The following is a 25,525-nucleotide window of genomic DNA, read 5'->3' on the forward strand; positions in this document are numbered from 1 at the left end:
CACTCCGTTGCATACGGCTTTCAGGAGGCGTCCCGTTTGGCCTGGCCCTCGATGGTCTGAGTGGAGGCGGCGGCGATTTTTTCTTCGGGTTTGTTGGGATCTTCCGGGGGATCCTTGTCGCCGCTCATGGCATCCTTGAAGCTTTTGACCCCTTGTCCCAGATCACGCATCACCGAAGGAAGTTTGCCAGCCCCGAAAACCACCAGGACGATCACCAGGATGATCAATAAGTGAGAAGTTCCCAATCCCATGAAGAGGCACTCCTTGGTGTGAATGGTTGAAGATGATGTGGCGCGGAATCCGGCATGGATTGACGCTGATGATTGTGTCGCACATGCGAATCCTTTTCATGATACCCGAACAGGGAAGCGGGCACCAGGATTCCTCGCACAACGGTTGCAGCCGCTTACGGAGCGCCGGCCTGGGCGATGGCCTGTTCCACGGTTTGCAGAGCCTGGGAACCGGGAGGCAGCAGGGTTTTGAGTTGGTTCCAATAGCCCAAAGCCTTGCTCCGGTCCCCCACCCTGAAGGCGGCGCCACCCAGCAGCCACAGGGCCTCGGGATGATCGGGATGTTTGGTCAGCAGGGCTTGCAACCGGTCGATGCCACCCTGGTTTTTGGTCGGATCCGGGCTTTGCAGTTCCAGTTCACCCAGGGCCACGATGGCGTCTGCCGAGTCGGGCTGGCGGGTGAGGATATGGGCATAGGCGGTCATGGCGTCGTTCGGACGGTCCATCACCACGTAGGAGCGGGCCAGACGCATCCAGCCGGGAATGTCGTCGGGGGTGGATTTGAGCCGTTGGGCGGCCTGTTCCACCATGGTGGCGATCTCCCGGGAGGTGAGCGCCTGCCCGCTGGCCGGGGCGATCTCCCGGGGGGTGCCCATCAGCAGATACATTACGCCGACGATCAGACTGATGCACAGCATGGCCACAATCGCCATGGCCAAGTCCAGGGGACTTCTGGAAGTCGGGGGGGCGGTGATGGCGCCCCGACTGGAAGCGGGCAGGGGTTGTTTGGGTGCCAGGGCGTCCAGGCGGGTCAGCAGTTCCGCCAGCTCCTGTTCCAGGGAGGCGCGGGTGAGCCGGGTCATGGGGTCGGAGACTCCTTCCAGCTCGATCTCCTTGATTTGCATCAGCAGCCCATCCCGTTGGGCGGTCAGTTCCTGTCCCGGATCCCCCTCCAGACCCGCCGGCAAGGGAGCTCCCCCTCGCCGGGAAAAAACGGGGTAAAACACGCCGGCCAACGCGGTGACCAACAGGGCGGGAAGGATCCAGATCCAACTCATGGGTGTGTCTCTTGCGCGTCTTCTAAATAGAGAAAGGGGAAACCGGTCCGGGGGTGACGTTACTTGGTATAAAAAAATGGAGGAGCCGGTTTTCTCGATGCGATAGGGGCAGACTACCCCTTTTCGTCCGATCCGGCAAGTTTCCGTTCCGTCTCCCCAGTGCCTGATGGTGTCATCGTGGCGCCGGGGACATGGCCTGGATCCGTTCCAACTCCTCCAGGCTGCCCAGCAGCAAGAGACGGTCTTCGGCCCGCAGACGGGTTTCCGGTGGCGGATTGAGCAGCACCGGATCCCGGGGGTGTTGGCTGGAGCCGTGATCCCGGGCCGGGCGAATGCCGATCAGGCTGACTCCGTGACGGGTGCGCAGCGCCAGACCTCCCAGGGTGTGACCGGCGAATGGCGTCGGGCAGGGGATGTCGATCAGGGCCGCGTGGTTGCCCAGGGGGATGTGTTCCGCCAAATCCGGGTGCATCAGCCGGTTGGCGATGCGCAAGGCCATGTCCCGCTGGGGAAAGATCGCCTCCGTGGAGCCCAAGGCCCGGATCGCTTCGGCTTCGTTGTCCGAATCCACCTGGGCCAGAATCCGCGGCACCCCGTGTTTGTGCAGGGCGTGGGTGGCCAGCACCGTGATGTCGAAATGACGCCGGATGGCCACGATGGCGCAATCCACGTCATAGGCGCCGATGGAGTGCATGGCGTCGTCGTCCAGGGTATCGCAGCAGATCGCCCGGCTCACCCGATCCCGCACCCGGTTGACCCGCTCTTCGGAGCAGTCCACCGCCAACACTTCGGCGCCCCCTTCCGCCAGGGCCAGGGCCGCCTGCCGCCCGAAGGTCCCCAGTCCCACCACCAGAAAATTTTTCGTGATCATGTTGTTGACCTCCTGGTCAACCGAGGTTGACCGGTTCTTCCGGATAGGAGTAGCGCACCTGTCGGGTCTCTCCGAGCAGGACCGTGGCCACCAGCAGCGGTCCCAGGCGACCGATGAACATCAGTGCGATCAACACCCCTTTGCCGGCTGCGCTCAACGACGGGGTCAACCCGGTGGAAAGCCCCACGGTTCCCAGGGCCGAAACCGTTTCAAACAGATAGGCCAAAAAAGGATTGCCCGTGGTCTCTTGAAAGGAGCGTCCGCCCCCTTCGCTCAGTTGCAACAGAAAAAAACCGCAAGCCGTCACCAGTAGATAACCGGTGACGATCCACACCGCCCTCGATACCGTCTCGTCGGAGAGGCTGCGTTGCAGGCATTCGACTTTGGGCCGGTTGCGGGCGCGGGAGCGCAGCAGGGCGTGACAGACCGCCAGGGTGGTGGTTTTGATGCCGCCGGCGGTGGATCCGGGGGAGCCGCCGATGAACATCAACACGATCACCAGCAACAAGGTGGTGTTGGTGAGTTGATCCATGGCCACGGTGTTGAACCCGGCGGTGCGGCTGGTGACCGAAAGAAACAGGCTTTCCAGGAGTTTGGCTTCCGCCGTGGTTCCCATGGCCCGGGGGTTGCCCCATTCCGCCAGCAGGATGGTTCCACACCCCAGCAGGATCAATAACAGCGAGGTGCGCAACACCAGTCGGGAGTGGAGGGAAAGACGGCGCGGTGTGCCCGCCAGCCGGGTCTTGAGATGACCCAGCAGATCCGCCACCACCACGAAACCCAATCCCCCCAGCACGATCAGGCCCATGATCGCCCCATTGACCCCCCAGTCGCCCCGATAGCGCATCAGGTTGTCTTCCAGCAGACCGAATCCGGCGTTGCAGAAGGCGGAAACCGCGTGGAACACCGCCATCCACAACGCCTCGGCCCCGGGAAAGTCCTGGGCGAAGCGTTGCCATAACATCAAAGTGCCCACCAGTTCCGCCACCAGGGTGAAAACCAGGATGATCCCCAGCAGACGATGGGGCGGAATCTGGGCCAATTGGCCATGGGCAGTTTCCACCAGCAGGCGTTGGGAGATTTCCACCCCGCTGCGTCTGCTGCGCAGCCGGGTGATGAAAAAGGTGGAAAAGGTCAGAATGCCCAATCCGCCCACCTGAATCAACAACAGAATCACCCCTTGTCCGGTTGCGGAAAAGGTGGTGCCCGTGTCCACCACGCTCAATCCGGTGACGCAGACCGCCGAGGTGGCGGTAAACAGGGCGTCGATCCACGAAACCAGCACCGGTTCACTGTGGCGGCTTAAGGGCAGATGGAGCAGCACCGCTCCCAGAAGGATGGTCCCCAGAAACGACCACAACAAAAGCCGGGCCGTGGTGTAGGCGTTGGCCGGCGGGGTGGGAGTGGCGCGATCCATGGGGATTTTCCGGGGAATTACCAGGAGATCCGGAACCGCTTCAGTCCCGCGTTCAACGGAGCCAGCAGCTCGGCGGGCTCCGGTCGTGGGGGTGAGCCGTTCCAGGGGCCAGGGGCCAGCAGGGCGGCAATCTCCGGGGCATCGGTCTCGAAGAGTTGTCGCGCCAGCCGTTCCCGCAGAGCGTCCCGGGTTTCCGGCGACGGGGAGGAGGGGAGGTGGATGTGGTTCATTCCGTCATCAGATCCATTTCCAGTTGCCGGGGGATGGGGGTTGGTCGTCGGTGCCCGGAACGACGGGGGGGCTTCAGCTTGAAGGCCCGGTCCAGCAGATAACCCAGGACCGCCGGTCCCCGTTGACCGAATTCCGTGGGAGCCAGGGTTTCCAGCAATCGGTTGCGGGTCTCCCGAATGGCGTTTTCGTCTTGGGGCGAGCGCATTTCATCCCGCAGCCGGGCACGCAGTTCCCGCAGCAGCTTGTTTTCCAACGGCTTGGGAATCCGGGCCGGGGAGAGGGGCACGCTGCGCAACGGATCAAAGGGTTGCCGATCCGCAGGGATGGCCAGCAGGGTGTGAATCATGGCCGCGGTGGCGGGATCCTTGTCCTGGATTTCCTCCTTGGCCGCCAGCAGACGTTGGAAATCGTCGTCCAGGAGTCGCCAGGGCTGGTTTTCGCATTGGCCCCTGGCCCGGTAATAAATGAAAACCGGTTCATCCGGCCACCGTTTTTCCGCGACCCGGGCGTACAGGGCCAGCAGGGCATGGCGACGGGTCAACGACAGGGCCTCGCAGAGCAGCCGGCTCTCCCCGGGGTCGAAGGTCAGTTTGGCCCCGGCCCGGAAATAACCGGAAAGCAGGGTGATGGCCTCGCTGGTGGCGTCCGGCTGGGTGGAAAAGGAGCGGGTGATGATGCCCGCCAGAGTCACCAGTTCATCCCGGTTGGGAGCCAGTCCGTCGCAGCGGATCAGGTCACGGCGGAACCCGTCCAGAATCAGCGGCGGCACCCGCAGAATGGAGGCCTCCAGGAAGGCCTTGACCGCGTGAACCGCCTTTTGCAACGCCTGCTGGCGTCCTTTTTCCAGGATTTCCTCCCCCCGGTCCGGATCCCCGGCGAGGAACTCCAGCATGGCCGCCAAAAGCCCCAGGGGTTGGGATCCTTCCGCCCGCAGCCGTTCGGCCCGCAGCAGTTCGCGACGGGCCACGGCGAACTCCCCTTCCAGAATTCGTTTGCGGGCGTGTTGCAGATGGGCGCTCAAGCGGGTGGCGAGAATGTCGTCATGGCCGGGATTGAGGGTGTGGATGCGACGCGCCATCCCGGACGCCTTCTTGAAACTGCCCTTTTCCATGGCCGCCGCCATGGCGAAGGCCAGAATGCCTTCGTCGTCGGGAAAACGTCGCGCCGCCTGATCCGCCAGCCGGTGGAACGTGGCCCGCTCCCGTCCCAGACGGTTGCGGGTGTGGAGCAGTTCCTGCCAGGTGGGTTTGTGGTCCGGATCGTATTCCAGGCTCTTTTCCAGATATTGGAGAATCTGGGGCGTGGAAGGATGGGCCTCCCGCTGTTCCAGTTGGGCCATGCGCCGGTACAGCAGAGCGATTTTGAGCCGGTTTTCTTCGGTTTCCGGGCTGTTTTCCAGCAACGAAAGATACTTGCGCCAATAGCCCACCGCCTTGGCGAAGGAGCGTTGCCGCTCGTGATGCAACGCGAACAGCCGTTCCCGTTCCCACTCTTCCAAAGGCCCGAGTTTTTTTTCAAAGGAGCCACGGGATTCCAGGCTCTCCGGCAGCAGATTCAGGCAGGCGGCCCGGGTCTGGACCCGGGGCAGCAACTCCGCGTGGCTCAACAGCAGCTCCAGCAGTCGTCCTGGCGGCGTGGTGCGCTCCAGCTTGAGCAGCAGCTTGATCCATTTTTCCTGGGCGCCGCACAGACGCGCCCCTGTGGCCCGTTCTTCTGTCGGCAGGTCCAGCAGCAGCGCCACCCGCTGTTCGGGGGGCAGGGCGCGGGCACGGGCCAAAGCCGCCAAAGGCGCGAAGGGGGAAGAGTCGGGGATCTCCGCCAGCAGACCCAGAATCCGTTCCGGAGCCTGGGTGGAGATCATCAGGCTTTCCATGACGCGGCGACAGGCCAGAAATGGGGAATCCACCCCGATGGGGGTCAACAGGGTCTGGACCATCAGTTCCTCCCCTTGCTTCAGGGCCTGCATGGCCTGATGCAAGGTGGTGGCGTGGTGCCAGGGGGGGAGATTCCAGGGAGGCAGCAGTCGGGATTCCGGGTCGGCGGTGAGGGCAGCTGCGGCAAACAGTTCCCGGGTCAAAGACCACAACGCCGGATGATCGTAGCGCAGCACCGATTCGTGGGTCATGAAATGGCGCGCACCCCTGGGATACTGCCGGGCGTTGATCATCCACACCAGCGGGGTGGCCGGATGCAGAGGGGTCGCGTTCCCTTGGCGGCTGGCCCGCTCCCACAACAGCAGCGCCTCTTTGAACATCCCCTTGGCGGCGATCTCCCGCGCCCGGTCCAGGGTGGATTCGTTTGGCTCCACAGAGCGCGCCGGCGGGAACTCTTCCGGAGCGCGGGCGCGTTTGCTCAGGGTCTTTTTGGCCATGGGCCGGCTTTCCGGGTGGAATGGATCACGCTCCGGATGCAGGCCTTGGGGTACGGTCGGGTTGGTTTCCATGGTCGATTCGGCAAACCGTCTTTTCGAGTTGGAATGACACCAAGTCACCTGGTTCCCTTGGGTGAGGGAGGTCTTGAGAAAAACGTGCCAATCTGGATGAACAGAGGGTTTCAAGGGGCGTTGCGGTGCTGCGGCATGTCTTGGGAAAAGTCCAGCAGATCATTCAGATGTTCGTTAATGATTGTGACAGGGATGGGAGAGTGGACTGCTTGATCGTTATGAATGGCGATGTTTTTGAAGCCCACCAATGGGTTGCTGCGCCAGGGACAAGGCGGGATCGATGTCAGCGGATCGATGCGGGTGGGGTCAGAATCGCCAGATCCAGATCGCTTTCATCGTCCGCCCCGCCGGTCACCCGGCTGCCGAAACCATACCACAGACCGCCCACACATGGGGGATGCGGTCCAGCAGTCGGGTGACCAGCGGGGTGGGATCCATGGGGTGTGGAATCTCAGGCTAGAAAGAGTTGACCGTCTCGCACCACCGAGGGGATCACCTCCAGGCCCGCGCCGCCCTGGGGCTCCACGCAATGGCCCGTGGCCAGATCAAAGGTCCAGTTGTGGACCCGGCATTCCACCGTGGTGCCGTGATCCGTGCCCCGGCACAAGTTGGCCTTGGAGTGGGGACAACGGGCGCTGTAAACCGTGGCGCTGTCCGCCGTGGTTCGGTACACGATCAGATTGGCTTCCGGGCGTTGCAGACCATGCATGCGTTGCAGGGGGAACTCTTCCAGGGCGCCGAGCCGCTTATCGGCGTTGACGGTCGGGGCCGCGTCCGGGGGTTCGGGCAGCAGATCCATCTCCCGCATGATGTCGATGGCGTCGAGGACTTTATTGAGTCCGGCCGCGGGAAAGGCCATCAGCACGGCGTCCAGGATCTCTTCGCGGCTGGCGCCGGCCTTGAGGGCTTTGGGGGCGTATTGGCGCAAACCGCGCTCGGTTCCGACCGTCACCTTGGTGACGATCTGGATCAGATGACGGGTCTTGTCGTCTAAGGCCTGGACGCTGTGTTTGTAGAAACCAAGCAGATGGGTGGCCGCCTCGGGTCGGGTCTTGGCCAGATAGGTGAGGGCTTTGGACATGAGGAATGATTCCTTCCGGATGATGGAGAATGAAAGAGTGAAGATTGATCCGGATCAAGATTAACCCGGATGGGTGTAGCGGTCAACGCGGGTGTGGTTCACCCCGGTTGTCGTCCCGGCTCCACCACCAGCCAGTGGGCCGAGCCCGACTTGGCCGCAGCCGGCGAGGTGGCCAGAGTCAAGGGAATGCCCGCCTCTCCATTCCGGGGTCCGCCGATGGGGGGGTGCAAGGCTTTCAGAGCCTCGCTGGCTTTGGGGTTCAGGGCCAGATCCTGGGTATTGCCCTCCCGGTCGATGCAGGGAGGAAGCCTGGACAGAATGTCCACGCCGGATTTCTTGAACTCCAGCACCCGCAACTCCTGGAAATAACGGAAAGCTCCCAGGTGCAACGGCGCCACCAGTCCCTCGAACAGGGAACGGGGATCCGGGGCTTCCACATCCGGCTGGGCGCTGCGGAACCGGTAGAGCTTTTCCACCACGGCTTTGGTGAGGGCGTGGACCAACTCTTCGGGGGTGTCGGAACTGGCCATGAGGGTGGCCCGCAGTCCCAGGGTGGGAGTGTCGTTATCCAAGCCGGGATACAGGCCGCCGGGAATCACCGACTTGACGTAATGGCGTGTTTTGGCCAACAGGGGTTCCAGACAACTGCCGGTCAGGGGCACCAGGGTCAGGGCCTCGGAGGAGGCGAGATTCCAGACCCGTTCATCCGGATGGCCCACCACGAACAGATGGGCCTGGATCTGTTGGTTCTTCAAGGCCGTGGCAATGGCTTCGTGGGCCAGTGGCTGGAAGATGGTCTCTTCGGGTTTGAATCCGCAGGCGTTCAGGATCTCCCGGGCCGTGTGTTCCAGGGTGGGATCCGACAGCCCCAGATGCAGGGGTTTGCCCTTGAGGTCGTCCAGGGTTTTGATGCCCGCCTTGGCCGGGACCGCCAGGGTGAAGGATTCGGTGTACAAGGTGATCACGCTGCGCAGGGATTTGATGGCGCGGGGGAAAGGGGTGTTTCCCTCCCAGGCGTTGCGAATCGCGTCGGAGTGGGCCATGGCCAACTCCACCTCCCGGTCCGCCAGGGCGGTGAGATTGTCCGTGGATCCGGATGAAGGCTCCACCCCGCAATGCAGATGCTGGATTCCGGCCTGAGCGCTGTTTTTCAGCAGCGCCCGGCAGATGGCTCCGGCGGTGGGGTAGAACAGTCCGCCGATCTCCCCGGAGGCGATGGTGATCAACGGGTGTCCGGGTTTGATCTCCCGGAGCGGGGCATTGCCGGCGGGGGTCGTTCCCGGCAGTGGCTCGGCCCCGACGGCTGTGGCCAGCAGCAAAACCAGCGACACGAAAGCGATTCTGTTCACGTTGCGCATGCTATCCGGACTCCCCTGATTGCCGATCCCGTCCATTTCAGCCCTTATTGACCGATTTGTTGGCCGTTGTCCCATTGCCCGCGCAACCGCAGGCCGTTGGCGAACGTGATGGTTCCCACCCCGTGTTTTTTGTTGAACTGCCAACCACCGTCGTACTGTTGGCCATTCTGAAAGCGGTAGCTCCCCTGGCCGTGTTTCTGGTTGTGCTGCCACTCTCCGGAGTAGCGGTCACCGCTGGTGAAGATGTAGGTTCCCAGACCGTGCCGGTTGCCGTTGGACCAGGCGCCGGAGTAGTGGTCGCCGCTGGGATAGATGTACACCCCCTGGCCGTTTTGGCAATCCCCTTGAACACAGCCGGTCTTGTTTTGCAACCGTGCCTGTTCCACGGATTGGCGCTGCTCTTCGGCGATTCGGGCCTGCTGTTGTTCCGCCTCGGCCCGTTTTTCTTCCAGTTCGGCGGCCTGTTGCTGTCTGGCGAGGTGATCGGCGAACACCAGATGTCGGGTGCCGTGTCCATAGCGTTTGTCCTGACGCCACTCCCCGACATATTTGTCCCCGTTGGCCTGAATCAGGGTACCGGAGCCGTGGCGCTGATTGCCGCGCCACTCCCCTTCGTAGCGGCTGCCGTCCTTGTAGTAAAAGGTTCCTTGCCCTTCCATCTGGTCGAGACGCCAAGAGCCGCTGTATTTTTCCCCTTTGGCGTAGGTGTAGGTTCCGGTGCCGTGGCGTTGACCGGAACGCCAGTTGCCCTGGTATTCGTCCCCGTTGTCAAAGCGGAAATGTCCGGTGCCGTCGCGACAATTGCCGCTGAGACAGTGGTTTTTGGGGGGATCTTTGGGTTTGGTTGTCTGGGTGGCGCGCTGGGACTCCTCCCGGGACTTGAGACGTTCTTTTTCCTGCTCTTGTTCGAGTTGCCGCTTGTGTTCCTGGTCGCGCTCCCGGCGGATTGCCAGAATGGCCCGATCGGCCTCCCGGATGTATTGGGCCCTTCGCACCACCTCTTCGGCCCAGCGATCGATTTCCGCTTGTTGCCGGCGGGTCTCTTCTCCCAGAGGATCGGCTGTCGGAGCGGGAAGCGCGCTCTCCCTGGCGGCCTCGGTTTTGACTCCCGGGGGGGCGGAGGGGGATGGGGGGGGGAAAAAGGGGGACCAGGCCGGGGCCAGAAAGTGGATGGCCACCGCCAGCATTCCGCCCAACCCCAGTGCCAGTCCGACCAAACGTAAGTTGCCTCTTGGCTGTGGAGGGGGTGGGGCGGAGGGGGATGCCGGTTCCGGTTTCGGCAGGGGCGGAGGGGGTGCCGGGGGGGAGGCGCGCAAAGCGGAAAGGGGATTGGCGCGGATCCACTCGTGTTGGGTCAGCAGTTCGTAGAAGCGGTACAAGGAGTCATGGATGGCGTCTGTTTCCTGGCGGGAGGGGCCCGTGCGGATTTCCTCTAAATACAGTGTCAGATCCGGTTTGGTGGCGTTGGCCAGGGTTTTGTGGTGGGATCGGAGCCAGGATTCCAGGGCGGTGAGGTGTTCCAGTTCGGTTTTGACCGCCCGGGCCGGAGTCGCCTGTTTGCAATGCAGCAGAAAAAAGCTCAATTCTTTGGAAAAATGTTCCGGATAGTACTCGTCGGCTCTCCACAGGACGAGGGGTTCCCGGCATAACGGGCACGGGGAAGGACGGCCATGAGCCGGTACATGATCGGTCAGGGTTTTGAATTTGGCTTTGCAATGGTGACAGGCGACGATGGTTTTCATGCGGGTTTGGCTTCTTTCGTAACGCTGTCGAATGGTATGTCCGATGGTTGTTAATCTAACAGATTGTCGGGTGTGATGCGAGTCCGTATTGCGTGACAGGGATTTTTTTCACGCATGGGACCAGAGGTGATTTTATATGCTTATAAACATTCACAATTATTTTTTGATGGGGGTATTTTCCTCTTTGTTTTTGTAAGGTTTTTGAATTTTTCGATTCCTTTAGAAATAGTATAAAATAGATAATAGCATAAAAAAATTATAACAACACGTTTTTTATTATTTTTTTATGAATAAAAATAAATGAGAAAAACTCATGTCAAACTTTGATTTTTTTGTGTGTTGTGTAGAAAAGAGATTGACCCCGCGTGATTCATGGTCTTATGCTGCATCGCGAAGAAGGATTAATGCAATGCAGGACCACTCTCAAATCCGGGGGGAGATGGGGGGTGTGGGATTCGTTTCTGGGAAGGTGGAGGTGTGCCGTGGAGCTGATCCGCAGGGATGTTTCCAATGGGGTACCGTTCGGCTGTTGGTCGAAGGTCCGGGGCAGGTCGCCCCTTGTCGCCCGAGATGAGGGGAAAATGGAAACCGAGACCGAATTGCCGATGGGATTGACCCCCGATTTCTTGCTCGGTTTGTTCCAGTATCACATGAGCTGGTTGAGTCGGGTTTCCGGCGTCACCGAAGACGAGGCGAAAAGACGGGTGGTGGTGTTGCTGAAGTCGGGCCGGATCGGTTACATGGACGAGGCCGGCAACAAGCGCACCTTGCCCAGCGATGCGATTCATTGGGTGAACCGTCACGCCTGACCCTTTGTGGGGTATGGATTTTCAGCTCAATACATCCAGATGGGCGGTGGCTTCGCTCAAGGGGATGGTCCCCGCCAGAACCTTGCCGATTCCGCTGGCGATCAGGGGTAGAAAGCCCTGGGTTCTGGCGGCGGCCCGTAGCGCGGAGGCGCTTTCGCGACGGGCGATCATGCCCCGCAGTTCGTCGTCGATGGGCAGAAATTCATGGAGCACGGTACGTCCCTTGAATCCGGTGCGGTTGCAATCCCCGCATCCCACGGGATGCCACAGGGTGGTCGGTGTGGGGCCGTTCCACCCCATGGAGAGCAGCCATTGCTGTTCTTCCGGGGTGATGGGAGCCGGACGGCGGCAGTGGAGGCACAAGAGTCGAGCCAGTCTTTGGGCGATTACCAAGGTTATTGCTGAAGAGAGCAGATAAGGCTCCACCCCCATATCCAGCAGTCGGGCCACGGCCCCCGGGGCGTCGTTGGTATGGAGGGTGGTGAGCACCAGATGGCCGGTGAGGGCGGCCTGAACCGCGATGCGGGCGGTTTCTCCATCCCGGATCTCCCCCACCATGATCACGTCCGGATCGTGGCGCAGAAAGTGTCGCAAGGCCCGGGCAAAGGTGAAATCGATTTTCTCATGTACCCTGACCTGGGTGATGCCGTCCATCTTGACCTCCACGGGATCTTCCACGGTAAGGATGTGGCGGTTGCCCTGGGAGAGAATGTAATCCAGCGCCGCCCGCAAGGTGGTGGATTTGCCGCTGCCCGTGGGGCCGGTGAGCAGAATCAGGCCGTGGGGCAGGCGTAACGCCCGGCGCAGTTGTTCCCGGTCTGGGGTGTCGAAGCCCAGTTCCTCCAGTTTGACGATGCCTACTTGCATATCCAGCAGCCGCAACACCACCGCTTCCCCCCGCACCGCAGGGAGTACCGATACCCGCAGATCCAGCTCCCGGTCCGCCAGACGGGCGCGGATGGCTCCATCCTGGGGCAGACGACGCTCGGAAATATCCAGACCCGCCAGCACCTTGATGCGTGACACCACGTGTCCGGCCAGATTGAGGGGGATGGTCGTCTGGGGTTGGATGGCGCCGTCCAGGCGGAAATCCACCCGCATGGCCCGGGAGTCGGGCACCAGATGGATGTCGCTGGCTTTCATGCGGGCCGCGGCCAGCAATATCCGGTTGATCAGGGTGGTGGCGTCGGATCCTGAGATGGCCGGTTCCCCCTTGTCGAGGGCACCCCGCAGATCCAGTTCTTCGGACAGGGTGTGCTCTTGGCGTCCTTTCGGCCCCCCGTACCACAGGTCGATGGCCTGGAGAATGGTGGAGGCGGGAGCGACGCCCACCCGCACCGGATGATCCATGAAAGCCGTGGCCTCTTCGATGTCGATGCGCCGAGGATCGGTTGTGGCCAGCAGCAGCACGCCTCCTTGAAAACGGGCCGGAAAGGCCCGCCAGGAAAGGGCGGTTTGGGCATCGAGACGCCGGGTTGCGGTGCTGTCGGCGGTTTCGGGCTTGAAGGCGAAAAAGGAGAGTCGGGAAACCGCCGCCAGTCCCATGGCCAGGGCCACTTCTCCCAAAGAGCCGGACTCCACCAGGGCGTCGGCCAAAGAGAGGTCGTTGCGGGTGCGTTTGCGTTCTTTGGCGTTTTTCATCTCCTCCGGGGAGATGAGTTGGGTCTGGGTCAGAAACTGGACCAGCCCGACCTCCTCTTCGGTGAGGGGGTGACCCAACAGACGGGCCAAGGTGCGGGGTTCCACCAGATCATGGCGCGCCAGATGATCCCGCAATCCTTGATATCGGGGTTCGGAGAGCAGGCGCTGATCGCTGGGAGGCGGCGTGGGGGTGCGGACAGGATGGGTGGCGTCGTTTCCCTGGCTCATGCTGGCCTGCTGAGGGGAAGCGGTCGATCCGGATGGAAAATTCTGTCTTGTTTGGGCATTTGTCTTTAGACTGTTTTGGCAAGGGAGTGGAGCGATCCGTCCCGATGGATGGGTGGTTATTGTGTGAGCACGAAAAGATTATCATTTATGGAATGGGTGGTTCAATGAAGAATGGTCCAGGTGTCGCCCGCCCGGATCCGGATGGGCTTTTGGGGGTGGATTGGGGGGCCGGGGTGGCGCGTTGGGGAGGCGAGGCGGCCTATCGGAAGGCGTTGCTCGGTTTTGTGCGTCGTCATGCCCAGGATGGGGCGTTGGTCCGTGGGGCCGTGGAACGGGGGGATCGGGAGGGGGCCAGGGGCGTGGTCCACGCGATCAAGGGGGGAGCGGCCGCCGTGGCGGCGGTCGGGTTGGAAAAAGCGGCCCGGGAGTTGGAATCGGCGTTGAATGTCGATATGATCACCACCGAGTGCTCCCCCGAGGGGCTTGCTTTCCGGATCGCGGCGTTCGAGTCGGCCTTGCTTGGCATGGTCGGAGCGTCGGGGGGGTGGAGGCGGCATGAGGCGGCAATCAGGGAGTCGGAGCGGTGCGGGGGGAGCGTGCCGAATCCGTTGGATCGGGAGGCGAACGTGGGGATCGGAGAGATGATCGATCGTTTGAGGTTGGGACGGATCCAGGGGGTGGAGGAGGGATTGTGCGCGTTGAGCGGTGCGGGTGTGGTCTCCCGGGTCGATCTGGCGCGCTGGCTGGAAATGTTGGAGGATCTGGAATTGGAATCCCTCCTGGTGGCGTTGCGACGGATCAATCCGGGAGGGTCATCTTGAACAGGCGCCACACGATCTTGCTGGTGGATGACGAAGCCACCAATCTGCAACTGTTGCGGGAGATTTTATGGTCCGAACACGATCTGGTGTTCGCCAAGAGCGGTCCGGCGGCTTTGGAGTTGGCGGCTGCCTCCCCCCAACCGGATTTGATTCTGTTGGATATCCTGTTGCCGGGTCTGGATGGCTACGGGGTGTGCGAGCGGCTCAAGGCCGATCCTCGCACCAGCGCTATTCCGGTGATCTTCGTGACCGTGCGCACCAGCGAGGAGGATGAAACCCGGGGGTTGGATCTGGGAGCGGTGGACTATCTCACCAAGCCGGTGAGCGGACCCATCGTGCGGGCCCGGGTGCGGACCCATCTGGCGTTGCGTCAGGCGCAGCGGGAACTGGAACGGCGCAATGCGGAACTCAAGGAGGCCGCCTTGCAACGGGAAGTGGTGGATCAGATTTTGCGCCATGATCTCAAGAGTCCCCTGAACGCCATCGTGGCGGCACCGGAGATTTTGTTGCACGAATTGCAGCTTTCCAGCCATCAGGAAAAGTTGCTGCGCATGGTGGCCGAATCCGGGTATTTGTTGCTCGAACAGATCAACCGTACCCTGGATCTGTACAAGATGGAACGGGGCGACTACGTTTACGAGCCGGTGGCTGTGGATCTGGTGGAGTTGTTGGAAGGCATTCGTCTCGAAATCGTGGATGCATTGCGGCAACGTTGTTTGCGATTCGAGGTGCGCCTGGGAGAAAAAGTGCTGGAACGCAATGGGGAACAACGGTTCATGGTGGCGGGAGATCCGTTGTTGCTGCGGGCCATGGTGTCGAATCTGATCCGCAACGCCGTGGAAGCCGCGACTGCCGAAGGGGTGGTATGGGTCTCGCTGGAGCGTCGGGAACCTTGGAATGTGATCGGCGTGGGCAATCCCGGGGAGGTGGCTTTGGAAATTCGTGAGCGATTTTTCAATAAATTTTCAACATTTGGCAAAAAACGCGGCACTGGACTGGGGACCTATTCCGCCCGGCTCATCGCCTTGACTCTGGGGGGATCCATCCGCCTGGATCTCTCCCGACCCGGTTGGACCCTGGTGGAAACCATTCTGCCCATGCACGACCTGGATCGGGTTGTTCCGCCAACAAGGTCGGTGTGAAGGGATGAAAATCTTGTTTACCTGGGGTGGTGATTGTGTTATATATATAGTCTGAGTCGGCAGTCGTATCGAGAGCAAAGCCTTACCCGCATGCTGAAGGATCGTTCTGCCAAAATGTTTAGCAACCATCAGGAGTGAAGTGAGAGTACCATGGCAGATCGTGAGACTGGAACCGTCAAGTGGTTCAACGAAGGTAAGGGGTTTGGCTTCATCGAGCGTGCTGGCGGCAAGGGGGACATCTTCGTCCACTTCAGCGCCATTTCCGGCAGCGGATTCCGTACCCTGGCCGAAGGTCAGCGGGTGGAGTTCAATGTCGTCGCCGGTGACAAGGGTCCCAAGGCGGAAAACGTCGTGACCCTGTAAGCTTTGCGGGTGACCGGCGGGATTCGGTTCTGAGGTCTTGTCGGTCACCTTGCGTTTTGAATCCGGATGGGCCGCAAGCAGGCGGTGATATATTTTTTGAGGGTCATATAGTTGACTGGTTGGTTTTTTAAGGGATTGGCCTCCTTTTGAATCGGCTTGTAAACAACTCTTTACGCGAGCATGGGCAAAACGGTATGATCAATCGCAGTTGAAATGGGGTGGTGTGCGGTTGTTGAAGGTGCGGGTTTCCGGTCATGATGTGATTTTTTTGTTTCAATACGGATGGGGATCAATCGGGCCGTGTCCGCCCGGCACCAAAAAATAAAGGGGGTGTGATGAGTCGCAATCGTGAGCAAACCGAGGAGGAGTGGCGTCGGTCTCTTGCCCCTGAGCGCTACGAGGTGTTGCGGTGCGAGGGAACCGAACATCCCTTTTCCAGTCCCCTCAATGGGGAGCGCCGCCCCGGACGTTTCGTGTGTGCCGGATGCGAACAGGAACTGTTCACCGCCTCCATGAAATACGACAGCGGCACGGGCTGGCCCAGTTTCTTCCAGTCCATTCCCGGGGCTTTGGAGACCCGTACCGACTACAAGTTGTTCATCCCCCGCATTGAATACCACTGCGCGGCCTGTGGGGGGCATCAGGGACATGTGTTCAACGATCCGGGGTCGCCATCGGGAAAACGTTATTGCAACAACGGGTTGGCGCTGATGTTCGTGCCGGAGGAGGCGGGTTGAACGGTCGGGATTGTTCGAGGCGGCTTTTTTTGTTGCAGGGCGTGCTTTTGGGGGTGGCCTTGGGACAGGGGGGATGCGCGCCGTTGCCGATTCGCCAGGGGGTGCGGCGGATCGAAGGGGAGGCTCGCCTGGATGGGGGACCGTTGGGAGTCGATGGCCTGGTTCGACCCGGGGATACGGTGACCACCGGACCCAAGGGTCGGATGGTGCTGGTGATGGGTGAGGATGCTTTTTTGCTGGGGGAGAATACGGTTCTTTCCTTTCACGCCGAGACGCTTGCAACCCCCACACCCACCCCGGAGCCGGAATCCCGCTCCACCCCGCAGAAACCAGCGCAAGCGGATCCGATGTCCAGGACAACGGGTTTCACCCTGCGCTCCGGTCGCGCCTTGTCGGTGTTCGGCGCCGGCTCCCGGACCTTGATCACTCCCACCGCCACCATTGGGATTCGGGGTACCGGTTTGTTTCTGCATGTGGCCCCGGAGCAGGATTACCTGTGTTTGTGTTACGGTCGGGTGGACATCCGCATGCATGCCTCCCCCCGCGTCGCCGAAACCCTGGAAGCCCGTCATCATTCGGCCCGTTATCTCTCCCCGGACGCCTCGATCCGCAAAGGCCCCATGATCAACCATACCGACGAGGAGCTTTTCATGCTCGAAGCCCTGGTCAACCGTCGACCCCCGTTTGCCGAGGATGGCAAGACCGGGTATTGACCCTGTGGGACGTTGCGCCATCTTGATCCGGGGGGTGCCCCTGTGAGAAGATCGTTCAAAGATGATCTTGAAATCAGGACCTGCTGTGTATGGGTATGGTAGATGACAGCCCCTCAGGCCGGATTCGACTGTACTGCCGACCGTATGAGACCACCAGGGGACAGGCATGTATGAAGAACGGGAAAGACCGGTTGCCTCTTCGCGACGGCGGCATGAGCGGGTTTGGTTCCGGTACAAGGCTGAACTGGTGCTGTCCGGGGGGCATGCGGTTTCCGGGACCACCCAGGATCTCTCCTTGAAAGGTCTTTTCCTGATCACCGCCGGTCAACCTGCCGGGGTTGCGGTCGGTGATACCGGCACCCTCCGGTTTTCCGTGCTCAATCTCCGCAAGGAGTTCTCGTGTCGGGTGGTCCACCTCCAGTCCAATGGCATGGGTCTGGAAGTTCAAGACTCCGATGAGTCCCTCGAAACCGTGTTGACCGATCTCCAGGCTGGAGATGTCGCCAGCCCCGTTCCTCCAGGCTCCTCCGACTCAAGGGTAACGTGATGAAATCCCATTCGTTTGGCCCGAAATTCCAAGCGGGCGCTACGGCATCCCGGAGCAATCGCTTCCAGAAACCTTCCAATCAGCGGCGTCACGAACGCTATGGCATGCAGTTTCCGGTCACCCTCAGCCTCGATGATGGAGAAACGCTGCAAGGATACTCGGAGGATGTCAGCCTGACCGGCTTTTTTGTCGTCATGCGCCCCGGAAGCGTCGTCTATGTGGACCGGTGCGGCAAGGGGACCATCCAACTTGGCAAGGATCAATACACCTTCCAATGCCGCGTGACCCGCCAGACCCCCACCGGAGTCGGCGTGCTGCTCACCAAGGATTGTGCCATCCTGGGTTATGCCATCACCAACTACGTCTTCAATGAAATGTCCTCGACCCATTTGGGTTCTTAGGTCGTGTTGACATTGGATCCATGTCCTGTCTCCCAGGAGGTGATGCTATCAGCCTTTTGATAAAATTTAAATCATTTGGTATGCTGTTGCCATTGAACCTGACAGGAGGGAGAGATGGCGCTGGGCAGATGGGTGGGAAATAGAAGGAGAGAAACGGTTTTATCAACGGACTGTTAGGGTTGGTTTCCATCCATCCTACCAGAAACGTCAGATTAAGCCTTGCCTATTACAGATCCTGGGGGACAAGCTCAAATTGGACATCCTGGCTACTCATTTCAATGAAGGCAGCCAAACTGGTGTTCGGCATCCTGGATTTTCGATTCTACGCCCTGGCGGATGGTGTCTGGGAAGTCTGTGCCCGATATCCAAAGCGTGGACCGATCTCGGCAGCGTCAGAGAGCAGCAAGATGGCCTTCGATTTTGGGTGAAAATTTTTGGGGAAAGTCCTGAATTTAAGCTCTTGACTTCTTTGCCCTAAAGGTGCTAATATCGTGCTGTTCCTGGTGGATTTTTGGGCTTTTTCTGAGGGAAGCGTATCTGGAGTGATTCTGGTACGCTTCCCTCAGAAAAAGCTTGATGTTGGCAGAACCGGATCAGATAATTTTTTTTACCATTTTTACCGGAAGATCTTATGTTATTAGTTTGTTGTGAACAAACATGAAGAAAAGGATTGAAGATGGCGGATCTAAGTGTAGAGTTGTTGCAAATGTTGCAGGGAGAGTTCGACGCCCGGCGCCGTACGGAGGCCGCAAATCGCCCGGAGGGTTGGATCAGCGTAGGTTGGCCTGCCTATGACATTGGTGAGGTGAAAGCTGGTTTACAATGTCTGCTTGATTTGCGCTTGACCCAGGGCTATCATACCAAAACATTTGAAAAGAGTTATGCTAGCCACCTGGGAATGCATACATCTGTGGCGCTCAATTCGGGATCATCGGCCAATTTTTTGGCGCTAGCCAGTCTATTAGAAAGCGGAGAGGTTAAATCTGGAGACGAAGTCATTTGTCCTGCAGCCACTTTCGCCACTGTCTCTTCGCCGATCTACCAGCTCGGGTTGGTGCCCGTTTATGTTGATTGTGACACACGGACTTGGTGCATAGATCCGAACGAGGCGGAATCGGCAATCGGTGCGCGTACCCGAGTTGTGATGCCGGTGCATAACCTTGGGTTTCCGGCTGATATGCCGGCATTATCCAGCTTGTGCAAACATCGGGGTATGGTCTTGCTGGAAGATTGCTGTGAGGCTCATGGAAGCCAGTCTCAAGGGCGCAATGTCGGCACATATGGTCAGTTGAGCACCTTGAGCTTCCATGTAGCCCATAACATTACTACCGGAGAAGGGGGCATGGTCTTCGCCGAAAGCGAAGAGCGGGCCGTGGTACTACGCTCCCTGCGGGAATTTGGTCGTTGGATGGGATCTGGGGATCGCTACCTCAGCGTGGGAAACTTGGTAGATTATGACGTGCGCTATCTTTTCACTCGACTTGGCTTCAACATGCGAATGACCGATATCACGGCGGCCATCGGTTTGGTTCAACTTGGAAAACTTGATGCCTTAAACGAAGTACGTCGTGCGAATGCAGCTCAACTGGATGCCATTCTGTCTCCCTTTGCCCAGTGGGTCTATCCTTGGCAGCCATTGCCTGGGGATCTGTGCGGATACTATGGCTATCCTATTATGGTCCAGAAAGATGCTCCGTTTAGTCGGCGTTCTCTCTGCGAATTTCTGGAGAAGCACAACATTGAGACCCGTCCCATGATGGGGGGGTGCTTGCCTGATCAACCCGGGTACGTCGGACTCCACCATCGCATCCATGGAGATCTACCTGTATCTAAGTTAATTCGGGACCATTGTTTCTTTATTGGATGCCACCCTTCTGTCGGGATGCAAGGGTTGAATCACATTGCTGAAATCTTCTCGGCGTTCATGAGGAACTTCTGATCCTTGCTTTTTACCCGGTTTGGCATCGCCATAGTACGAATAATAATGAATTTCAGATCACTAACTGAATGCTGGTGATCTGAAATTCGGGGGACCGACCGTCGGTTGAATCGAGAGACGAATGCCATCATTTTCCCGCCAATGCCACAGAGCAATGGCTCTTTCCCTCTGTAAGCAGTCTACTTTTTGTGCCTGTTCGCAGTAGGCTTGACCTCTGCCGATGGTGAGAGCAGTTGCCGTCTTCAAGTGATCAGCATCCCAGAATTCGCTTTGAGCGGCTTACAAGAACAAACACCTCGGCTTTGATGGGAATGTTTCAATTCATTTTACTTAGGACTCTAAACAATGTATGACACGATCGCCGTGATGGGAATGGGATATGTCGGGATGACGTTAGCAGTAATTCTGGCAGAGATCGGTTACAATGTCTATGGTATTGAGATCAATTCATCGGTTGTAACGCAACTTCGTCAGGGGAATCCCCATTTCTTTGAAGAAAATCTGGATGTTCGGTTGCGGCATCAGTTGGCCAGAAAGACGTTGCATATTGAATCGGGCGTCCCGGATATTCCCATAGATATCTTTGTGATCTCCGTCGGTACGCCATTGTTGCCCGGACAACATATCCCTAACTTAGACCACATCCAAGAAGTGGTAAAGGATGTGGGCAAACACTTGAAGAAGGGTGCCATGGTGTTAATACGTTCCACGGTTCCCATGGGACTCAGCCGCAACATTGTGTTACCTTTGTTGGAGCGGATATCTGGTCTGAAAGGGGGGGAGGATTTCTATTTAGCCTTCACCCCGGAACGGACCATCGAAGGCAAGGCGTTGACCGAGTTGCGCAATAACCCCCAGGTAGTGGGGGGACTGACTACCGGCTGTACCGAAAAGGCCGCCATTTTCTTCCAGCGTATGACACCGGCAGTGATCCATCTCTCATCCCTTGAAGCGGCAGAGATGTGTAAGTTGATCGATAATACCTATCGGGATGTACGTTTTGCGTATGCAAACGAAATGGCACAGGCGGCAGAGGCACTTGGTCTGGATATCCATGAAATAATCTGGGCGGCCAATATCCATTATCCGCGCAATAGCATTCCGGTACCTTCACCAGGGGTAGGCGGGGCGTGTCTATCTAAAGACCCCTACATCTTGATGGATACGACCAGCCGTCATGGATATCCTCTGCAATTGATTGCCAAGGCTCGGGAGATTAACGAAGGCTATCCCGGTTTGATCGTCAGGCGGATACAAACCGAGATGGTACGGTTGGGAAGCGATCTAAACCATGCCAAGGTGCTGGTGATAGGTTTCGCCTTCAAGGGAGATCCGGAGACGGCGGACCTGCGGGACTCTACCACCCTATGGTTGCTGCGGGAGTTGAAGGCCTATGCACCGCAATGTCGAATCCAGGGATACGATGCGGTAGTGATGGATTCTGAAATATCTGCTTTGGGTGTGGAGCCAGTAGCCCTTCCGCAGGGCTTTGACGGGGTGAATGTGGTAATTATTGCAAACAATCATCCGTCTTATCGCAAGTGGGATCTGCTGGACATGGCAGAACGCCTAGCACGTCCAGCTTTGGTGTATGATGGATGGCGCATACTGGACAGGGATAGCGTGATGACGTTAGATGGTGTGGGCTACATGGGAGTAGGAATATGAGAACTCTGATTACGGGAGCCGCTGGATTTGTCGGCTATTGGCTGGCTAGATCACTGGTGGAAGATGGACGCAAGGTAATTTTGGTCGATAATTTTAAGCGAGGACGTCATGATCAGGATTTTGAAGGTTTGCTGGCCCATCCGGCCGTCACCTTTCACACGGTAGATTTGACGACCCCAAATCCTTTGGCTATGATTGATCCAGACAGTATCGGAGAGATCTACCATCTGGCAGCCATCAACGGTACCGAAAATTTTTACAACATTCCGGATCAGGTGCTTAAAGTCAATGTTCTCGGAACGCTTAACGTGCTGGATTATGCCCGAGATCATGGTAATATTAAAGTTCTTTATGCCTCATCCTCTGAGGTATATGCAGGCACTGTGGAGATGCAAGGGAGTAAATTTATCCCCTCCGGGGAGGATATTCCTCTATGCATTCAGGATATTACTAATCCCCGATGGTCCTATGGGGCCAGCAAGTTGTTGGGCGAGAGCGCCTGCGTCTCCTATGATAAAGCTTATGGTCTGCCCTTCTGTATTTTTCGATTTCACAATATTTACGGTCCGCGCATGGGTTTTGAGCACGTTATTCCTCAGTTCATGCAGCGTATACATCGTGGGGAAGTTCCTCTGAACGTGTATGGAGTCGATCAAACTCGTGCCTTTTGCCATGTTTCCGATGCCGTAGCAGGAATCCGGCTGCTGATGGAAACCAGTGGAACTTCGGGGATCTACCACGTGGGAAACGATCTGGAGGAGATCCGGATTGACGATTTGGCCCGTTTGGTGCTGAGAACCGTGGGTCGCAAGGAGGAAATCATCCCTCATGAGGCTCCTTCGGGTTCCGTTAGTAGGCGATGTCCCAAACTCGATAAGCTACGTATTCTTGGCTACACGCCCAAAGTTCCGCTCGCAGAAGGGTTGAAATCAACGTGGGCATGGTACAAATCCTATTTTGATCAGATCAGCGGGGTATGCTGAGGTATTAAAAAACGCGATGGTTTGCTAACAGTAATAAAGCATAGAAGATTTAAAAAATCTCTTAACGTTTTAAAAAATACAACTTGATAGGAGAATTGGACATATATCGTCACAAGGATATTATCATTTTTCTGTCGTATTGTGCGATAGATGATTTTTTGTATGACATTGTTTGGCTCTTATCGCCATCGTTAGGCTAAAGTTGAGACTAGGAGGCGCAAATTGTGCTCCTAGATGCAGCGTGTGGTGCTGTTGGAGGAGCGGTTGCGGCAGAGCGTGCGCAACTCGTCGAGGTCACCGTCTGGCGATGGGCCTACCGCCCGGAAAGCAGAACAAGTCGCCCAATGGCCGCAGCTTCGAGGAACGGATCATGACTGTGGCTGCCACTTGTCGCCAACAGCAACGCACAACGTCCTTAAATTCCTGATGCGGGCAATCGATGCGGATTTACGAGACAAGCCCGCCCTCCTTCCTAGATAGACTGTTTTGATGTTTCAATGTTTAAATCCGCCTGAAGCATTTTATCGGGTTGAACGGTTACCAATTGCCGATGGTGAGAGAGACACGGGATTCAATGGGGTGTGTGGCGGCATTCCACGGTTTAGTTTAGCTTTTTTGTCCGAAGAGCATCAGGTTCATTATGCATAACATATCAAAATTATTCAGTTCATTCTTTATCTCCGGGGAGAAAATGTCCGGTTTCCGATTGGCTTGGTCATGACGGGTTCTCTGGCTATGCAGAGGGTTCTTCTTACTGGAGCCACCGGTTTCGTGGGACAGGCTATAGCGCGTGCCCTAGTGCGGGAAGGATGTCGAGTCATGGCTCTGGTGCGTAACCCGCAAGCGGCAAAGATCCTTCTGCCCGACGACGTGGCGTTTTTCTCCTGCAACCTAGAGGACCGAGGGACCGTTGTTGAACTATTTCCTTTGGCGGATATCTGTATACATTTGGCCAGTGTCAAGTTTAACTATAAAGTTCATACCGAACAGGCGCTGATGGTAGCGGAACGAAACTTGGAAATCCATCGCAATCTAATCGAGGGATGTCGAGCGCGTGGCATCCCGAAGGTAATGTTCTTGAGCAGCGTGGTGGTTTACGAGGATTTGGCGCACCATCTTTTGACCGAGCGATCTCCTGTGCGCTTTGTGGATACCCCCGACGGCTACGCATGGTCTAAACTGGTCATGGAAGGTTTGTTCCGGTTTTTAACACGTGAGACCGGCATACAAAGCATTTGTGTCCGGGCAGACAATACCTACGGACCGGGTGACAGCTATGCCGTGCAGGGTATGCAGGTCATTCCATCCATAGTGCGTAAGGCGCATCAGGACAATCCTCTGATAATCTGGGGATCAGGGATGCAGAAGAGGACTTTTCTATATGTGAATGATCTGGTACGTGGATTGTTGGCGTTGTTGGGCATGGAGCGGAATATTCCGGAGGTGATCAACCTTTCGTCTTCCCAGGTAGTTACTTTAATGAATGTCGCCCAGGAGGTGGTGCGTCAGACGGGTCGTGAAGTGGAAGTCGTGGTAGATACCGATCAGCCGGAAGGCAACGCTTGGCGCTGCATGGATAACAGCCTTTTCCTGAAAACTGTAGGCCGGGATTTTTTGTTTACTCCGTTGCAGGAGGGACTGAATGCTACAATTAGAGATTTTCGTACTCGATTTACAGAGCATGATGGACTCCAGATTTAAAGTTCTGCAAAAACTTAAAAAAATCGGCTTCTTGCTGTTTCATGTGGGGAGGGTAAAGTTTAATCTCTATGCGCAAGATTAAATCCACAACCTTTAACCGGTATCTGGACTTCCAGTCCGCAAGCCCAACTCGCCGGGTTTAGATTGTTTTTCTTTAGTTTGGTGCCGATTATGAATATTGCGGTAATGAGGTGCGTTAGTCGCCAACGAGATCTACGAGCGTGTTTTCAACCACTATGCAATGCGGTCAGGCCAGCCTTGTTTGAGGCTCGTTGCAAATAAGGAAGGCTCTCTCATCTTATGAAAACGTACCTTTGTGAAAAGTAGCATGAACATGTGTCGTTCCAAAAGAGACGTACCCGATGTGTTTAGTCCCGGAGTGTGATGGGTTGGATCAAGTCTGAACCGTTCAGGTTCAGTTGTCCATACTTTTGAGGCTTTTCAGTCTTTTGGCGTGGTTATAGGCCATAAGGAAGGCGTTTAAATGCTCTGTGAGTTGGGCGTGTGAGGCATAGTGATACCTCCTTGACCGTGGTCTCCTTGAGTGTTCTATTCATTCGTTCAACCTGACCGTTGGTCCAAGGATGGTTAGGTTTTGTCAGGAGATGCTCAATACCTGGGCTTGACATGTTCGGTCAAAAGGGTGCTCCCGTAGGTGGGTGGTTGCTCCGGTTCGGTTTCTGGGCAGTTCCGTGAACTGGATGCCGTTGTCGGTAAGCACCGTATGGATCTGATAAGGGACGACCTCGATCAATGTCCCGAGGAATGAAGCCGCTGTCTTGCGATTGGCGTTTTCGTGGAGTTCGGCATAGGCGAACTTGCTGGTTCGGTCAATAGCCACGTAGAGATACAGTTTGCCCTCCTCGGTGCGACTTCATCGATATCAACATGAAAATAGCCTATAGGGTAGGATTTGAATGTCTTTTTTGAATTTTTATCGCCCTTGATTTTCGGAAGACGGCTGATACCATGGCATTGGAAACAACGGTGCAGTAAAGATCGAGTCAGTACCGGGATCATGGCCTGTAAGGCGTAAAGACAATCATCTAGAGGAAGCACGTGTGCCTGCGGAATGCAACGATTATCGCTTCCTGTTCGGCTGTCAGTATGGTTGATCGCCGCTCTTTCGGCCCCATGGGCATATCGTGAATAAAATCACGCTTGCGCCATTTCATGACCGTCTTGTGGTTGAGATCGTACTGTTCAGCAAGCTCCTGGATCGTAGCTTGCGATCGTTGTATTGCAGTTCGGATGGCGTACGTGGTCTTTGGCGCTGCCGTGCAGTATCATTGCAGTTCGGATGGCGTACGTGGTCTTGGCGCTGCCGTGCAGTATCTGGCTCATAAATCCTCCTGTGATGGAATGTCAGTATACCATCCATCACACGTTGGGACCAGACAC

23 protein-coding genes and 1 pseudogene are annotated in these 25,525 nt (G+C 57.5%); 12 read left to right on the forward strand and 12 right to left on the reverse strand.

Annotation, left to right across the window (positions count from 1 at the left end):
• Nucleotides 1-20: 20 nt before the first annotated feature.
• From tatA to HQL98_00790, 10 genes are all read right to left on the reverse strand, one after another.
• On the reverse strand, nucleotides 21-251 hold the full coding sequence (gene tatA, locus HQL98_00745; GenBank protein ID MBF0270589.1) for a twin-arginine translocase TatA/TatE family subunit: 231 nt from the start codon (nucleotides 249-251) through the stop codon (nucleotides 21-23).
• A 155-nt stretch (nucleotides 252-406) separates the two neighbouring features.
• A complete protein-coding gene (locus HQL98_00750; protein ID MBF0270590.1) occupies nucleotides 407-1,288 on the reverse strand; it encodes a tetratricopeptide repeat protein in 882 nt (293 codons plus the stop codon).
• Nucleotides 1,289-1,460: 172 nt separating this feature from the next.
• Complete coding sequence (locus tag HQL98_00755; protein MBF0270591.1) at nucleotides 1,461-2,159, reverse strand: TrkA family potassium uptake protein; 699 nt, start codon at nucleotides 2,157-2,159, stop codon at nucleotides 1,461-1,463.
• Nucleotides 2,160-2,175: 16 nt separating this feature from the next.
• Nucleotides 2,176-3,576 carry a potassium transporter TrkH gene (locus HQL98_00760; protein MBF0270592.1) on the reverse strand — a complete coding sequence of 467 codons (1,401 nt, stop codon included), beginning with the start codon at nucleotides 3,574-3,576 and terminating at the stop codon, nucleotides 2,176-2,178.
• 17 nt (nucleotides 3,577-3,593) lie between these two features.
• Complete coding sequence (locus tag HQL98_00765; protein ID MBF0270593.1) at nucleotides 3,594-3,806, reverse strand: hypothetical protein; 213 nt, start codon at nucleotides 3,804-3,806, stop codon at nucleotides 3,594-3,596.
• Complete coding sequence (locus HQL98_00770; protein ID MBF0270594.1) at nucleotides 3,803-6,178, reverse strand: hypothetical protein; 2,376 nt, start codon at nucleotides 6,176-6,178, stop codon at nucleotides 3,803-3,805. Before HQL98_00770 ends, HQL98_00765 begins: the two co-directional genes overlap by 4 nt.
• 355 nt (nucleotides 6,179-6,533) lie before the next feature.
• On the reverse strand, nucleotides 6,534-6,638 hold the full coding sequence (locus HQL98_00775; protein ID MBF0270595.1) for a nucleotidyltransferase domain-containing protein: 105 nt from the start codon (nucleotides 6,636-6,638) through the stop codon (nucleotides 6,534-6,536).
• 63 nt (nucleotides 6,639-6,701) lie between these two features.
• Nucleotides 6,702-7,331 (reverse strand): Rieske 2Fe-2S domain-containing protein, encoded by a 630-nt coding sequence (locus HQL98_00780; GenBank protein ID MBF0270596.1) that lies wholly within the window; start codon nucleotides 7,329-7,331, stop codon nucleotides 6,702-6,704.
• 98 nt (nucleotides 7,332-7,429) lie between these two features.
• Nucleotides 7,430-8,689: a TAXI family TRAP transporter solute-binding subunit gene (locus HQL98_00785; protein ID MBF0270597.1), complete on the reverse strand. Its 1,260-nt coding sequence runs from the start codon at nucleotides 8,687-8,689 to the stop codon at nucleotides 7,430-7,432.
• A gap of 44 nt (nucleotides 8,690-8,733) precedes the next feature.
• Nucleotides 8,734-10,431 carry a hypothetical protein gene (locus HQL98_00790; protein MBF0270598.1) on the reverse strand — a complete coding sequence of 566 codons (1,698 nt, stop codon included), beginning with the start codon at nucleotides 10,429-10,431 and terminating at the stop codon, nucleotides 8,734-8,736.
• A 581-nt stretch (nucleotides 10,432-11,012) separates the two neighbouring features.
• On the opposite strand from HQL98_00790, the gene HQL98_00795 reads away from it, so the two are divergent.
• Entirely contained in the window at nucleotides 11,013-11,240 is a 228-nt protein-coding gene (locus tag HQL98_00795; protein MBF0270599.1) for a hypothetical protein, read from the forward strand.
• Nucleotides 11,241-11,261: 21 nt separating this feature from the next.
• On the opposite strand, the gene tadA is transcribed toward HQL98_00795, so the two are convergent.
• Nucleotides 11,262-13,109: a Flp pilus assembly complex ATPase component TadA gene (tadA, locus tag HQL98_00800; protein ID MBF0270600.1), complete on the reverse strand. Its 1,848-nt coding sequence runs from the start codon at nucleotides 13,107-13,109 to the stop codon at nucleotides 11,262-11,264.
• Nucleotides 13,110-13,273: 164 nt separating this feature from the next.
• Here tadA and HQL98_00805 point away from each other — a divergent pair, with 164 nt between their 5' ends.
• From HQL98_00805 to HQL98_00855, 11 genes are all read left to right on the forward strand, one after another.
• Nucleotides 13,274-13,930, forward strand: a complete 657-nt coding sequence (locus HQL98_00805; GenBank protein ID MBF0270601.1) for an Hpt domain-containing protein — start codon at nucleotides 13,274-13,276, stop codon at nucleotides 13,928-13,930.
• On the forward strand, nucleotides 13,927-15,072 hold the full coding sequence (locus tag HQL98_00810) for a hybrid sensor histidine kinase/response regulator (protein ID MBF0270602.1): 1,146 nt from the start codon (nucleotides 13,927-13,929) through the stop codon (nucleotides 15,070-15,072). Before HQL98_00805 ends, HQL98_00810 begins: the two co-directional genes overlap by 4 nt.
• Nucleotides 15,073-15,222: 150 nt before the next feature.
• Nucleotides 15,223-15,435: a cold-shock protein gene (locus HQL98_00815; protein ID MBF0270603.1), complete on the forward strand. Its 213-nt coding sequence runs from the start codon at nucleotides 15,223-15,225 to the stop codon at nucleotides 15,433-15,435.
• Nucleotides 15,436-15,770: 335 nt separating this feature from the next.
• Nucleotides 15,771-16,172, forward strand: a complete 402-nt coding sequence (gene msrB / locus HQL98_00820; protein ID MBF0270604.1) for a peptide-methionine (R)-S-oxide reductase MsrB — start codon at nucleotides 15,771-15,773, stop codon at nucleotides 16,170-16,172.
• Entirely contained in the window at nucleotides 16,169-16,885 is a 717-nt protein-coding gene (locus tag HQL98_00825; GenBank protein MBF0270605.1) for a hypothetical protein, read from the forward strand. The genes msrB and HQL98_00825 overlap by 4 nt, the downstream gene beginning before the upstream one ends.
• Nucleotides 16,886-17,051: 166 nt before the next feature.
• Nucleotides 17,052-17,432 (forward strand): PilZ domain-containing protein, encoded by a 381-nt coding sequence (locus HQL98_00830; protein MBF0270606.1) that lies wholly within the window; start codon nucleotides 17,052-17,054, stop codon nucleotides 17,430-17,432.
• The gene (locus HQL98_00835) at nucleotides 17,432-17,833 is read left to right on the forward strand and encodes a PilZ domain-containing protein (protein ID MBF0270607.1); all 402 of its coding nucleotides are present in this window, start codon (nucleotides 17,432-17,434) and stop codon (nucleotides 17,831-17,833) included. Before HQL98_00830 ends, HQL98_00835 begins: the two co-directional genes overlap by 1 nt.
• A 676-nt stretch (nucleotides 17,834-18,509) precedes the next feature.
• Nucleotides 18,510-19,772, forward strand: coding sequence for a DegT/DnrJ/EryC1/StrS family aminotransferase (locus HQL98_00840; protein MBF0270608.1), 1,263 nt, complete (start codon nucleotides 18,510-18,512; stop codon nucleotides 19,770-19,772).
• Between the two features lie 345 nt (nucleotides 19,773-20,117).
• Nucleotides 20,118-21,440, forward strand: coding sequence for a nucleotide sugar dehydrogenase (locus HQL98_00845; protein MBF0270609.1), 1,323 nt, complete (start codon nucleotides 20,118-20,120; stop codon nucleotides 21,438-21,440).
• The gene (locus tag HQL98_00850) at nucleotides 21,437-22,423 is read left to right on the forward strand and encodes an NAD-dependent epimerase/dehydratase family protein (GenBank protein ID MBF0270610.1); all 987 of its coding nucleotides are present in this window, start codon (nucleotides 21,437-21,439) and stop codon (nucleotides 22,421-22,423) included. The genes HQL98_00845 and HQL98_00850 overlap by 4 nt, the downstream gene beginning before the upstream one ends.
• 717 nt (nucleotides 22,424-23,140) lie before the next feature.
• Nucleotides 23,141-24,124, forward strand: coding sequence for an NAD-dependent epimerase/dehydratase family protein (locus tag HQL98_00855; GenBank protein ID MBF0270611.1), 984 nt, complete (start codon nucleotides 23,141-23,143; stop codon nucleotides 24,122-24,124).
• 366 nt (nucleotides 24,125-24,490) lie between these two features.
• On the opposite strand, the pseudogene HQL98_00860 reads toward HQL98_00855, so the two are convergent.
• Nucleotides 24,491-25,344, reverse strand: a pseudogene (locus tag HQL98_00860) (IS481 family transposase).
• Nucleotides 25,345-25,525: the final 181 nt, after the last annotated feature.

The organism is Magnetococcales bacterium, assembly GCA_015231755.1.
Lineage (GTDB): Bacteria > Pseudomonadota > Magnetococcia > Magnetococcales > Magnetaquicoccaceae > Magnetaquiglobus.

Bases quoted from the DNA above. Each gene is read 5' to 3' on its own strand.
- tatA (MBF0270589.1), bottom strand. From the start codon at position 251: ATGGGATTGGGAACTTCTCACTTATTGATCATCCTGGTGATCGTCCTG.
- HQL98_00750 (MBF0270590.1), bottom strand. From the start codon at position 1,288: ATGAGTTGGATCTGGATCCTTCCCGCCCTGTTGGTCACCGCGTTGGCC.
- HQL98_00755 (MBF0270591.1), bottom strand. From the start codon at position 2,159: ATGATCACGAAAAATTTTCTGGTGGTGGGACTGGGGACCTTCGGGCGG.
- HQL98_00760 (MBF0270592.1), bottom strand. From the start codon at position 3,576: ATGGATCGCGCCACTCCCACCCCGCCGGCCAACGCCTACACCACGGCC.
- HQL98_00765 (MBF0270593.1), bottom strand. From the start codon at position 3,806: ATGAACCACATCCACCTCCCCTCCTCCCCGTCGCCGGAAACCCGGGAC.
- HQL98_00770 (MBF0270594.1), bottom strand. From the start codon at position 6,178: ATGGCCAAAAAGACCCTGAGCAAACGCGCCCGCGCTCCGGAAGAGTTC.
- HQL98_00780 (MBF0270596.1), bottom strand. From the start codon at position 7,331: ATGTCCAAAGCCCTCACCTATCTGGCCAAGACCCGACCCGAGGCGGCC.
- HQL98_00785 (MBF0270597.1), bottom strand. From the start codon at position 8,689: ATGCGCAACGTGAACAGAATCGCTTTCGTGTCGCTGGTTTTGCTGCTG.
- HQL98_00790 (MBF0270598.1), bottom strand. From the start codon at position 10,431: ATGAAAACCATCGTCGCCTGTCACCATTGCAAAGCCAAATTCAAAACC.
- HQL98_00795 (MBF0270599.1), top strand. From the start codon at position 11,013: ATGGAAACCGAGACCGAATTGCCGATGGGATTGACCCCCGATTTCTTG.
- tadA (MBF0270600.1), bottom strand. From the start codon at position 13,109: ATGAGCCAGGGAAACGACGCCACCCATCCTGTCCGCACCCCCACGCCG.
- HQL98_00805 (MBF0270601.1), top strand. From the start codon at position 13,274: ATGAAGAATGGTCCAGGTGTCGCCCGCCCGGATCCGGATGGGCTTTTG.
- HQL98_00815 (MBF0270603.1), top strand. From the start codon at position 15,223: ATGGCAGATCGTGAGACTGGAACCGTCAAGTGGTTCAACGAAGGTAAG.
- msrB (MBF0270604.1), top strand. From the start codon at position 15,771: ATGAGTCGCAATCGTGAGCAAACCGAGGAGGAGTGGCGTCGGTCTCTT.
- HQL98_00830 (MBF0270606.1), top strand. From the start codon at position 17,052: ATGTATGAAGAACGGGAAAGACCGGTTGCCTCTTCGCGACGGCGGCAT.
- HQL98_00835 (MBF0270607.1), top strand. From the start codon at position 17,432: ATGAAATCCCATTCGTTTGGCCCGAAATTCCAAGCGGGCGCTACGGCA.
- HQL98_00840 (MBF0270608.1), top strand. From the start codon at position 18,510: ATGGCGGATCTAAGTGTAGAGTTGTTGCAAATGTTGCAGGGAGAGTTC.
- HQL98_00845 (MBF0270609.1), top strand. From the start codon at position 20,118: ATGTATGACACGATCGCCGTGATGGGAATGGGATATGTCGGGATGACG.
- HQL98_00850 (MBF0270610.1), top strand. From the start codon at position 21,437: ATGAGAACTCTGATTACGGGAGCCGCTGGATTTGTCGGCTATTGGCTG.
- HQL98_00855 (MBF0270611.1), top strand. From the start codon at position 23,141: ATGACGGGTTCTCTGGCTATGCAGAGGGTTCTTCTTACTGGAGCCACC.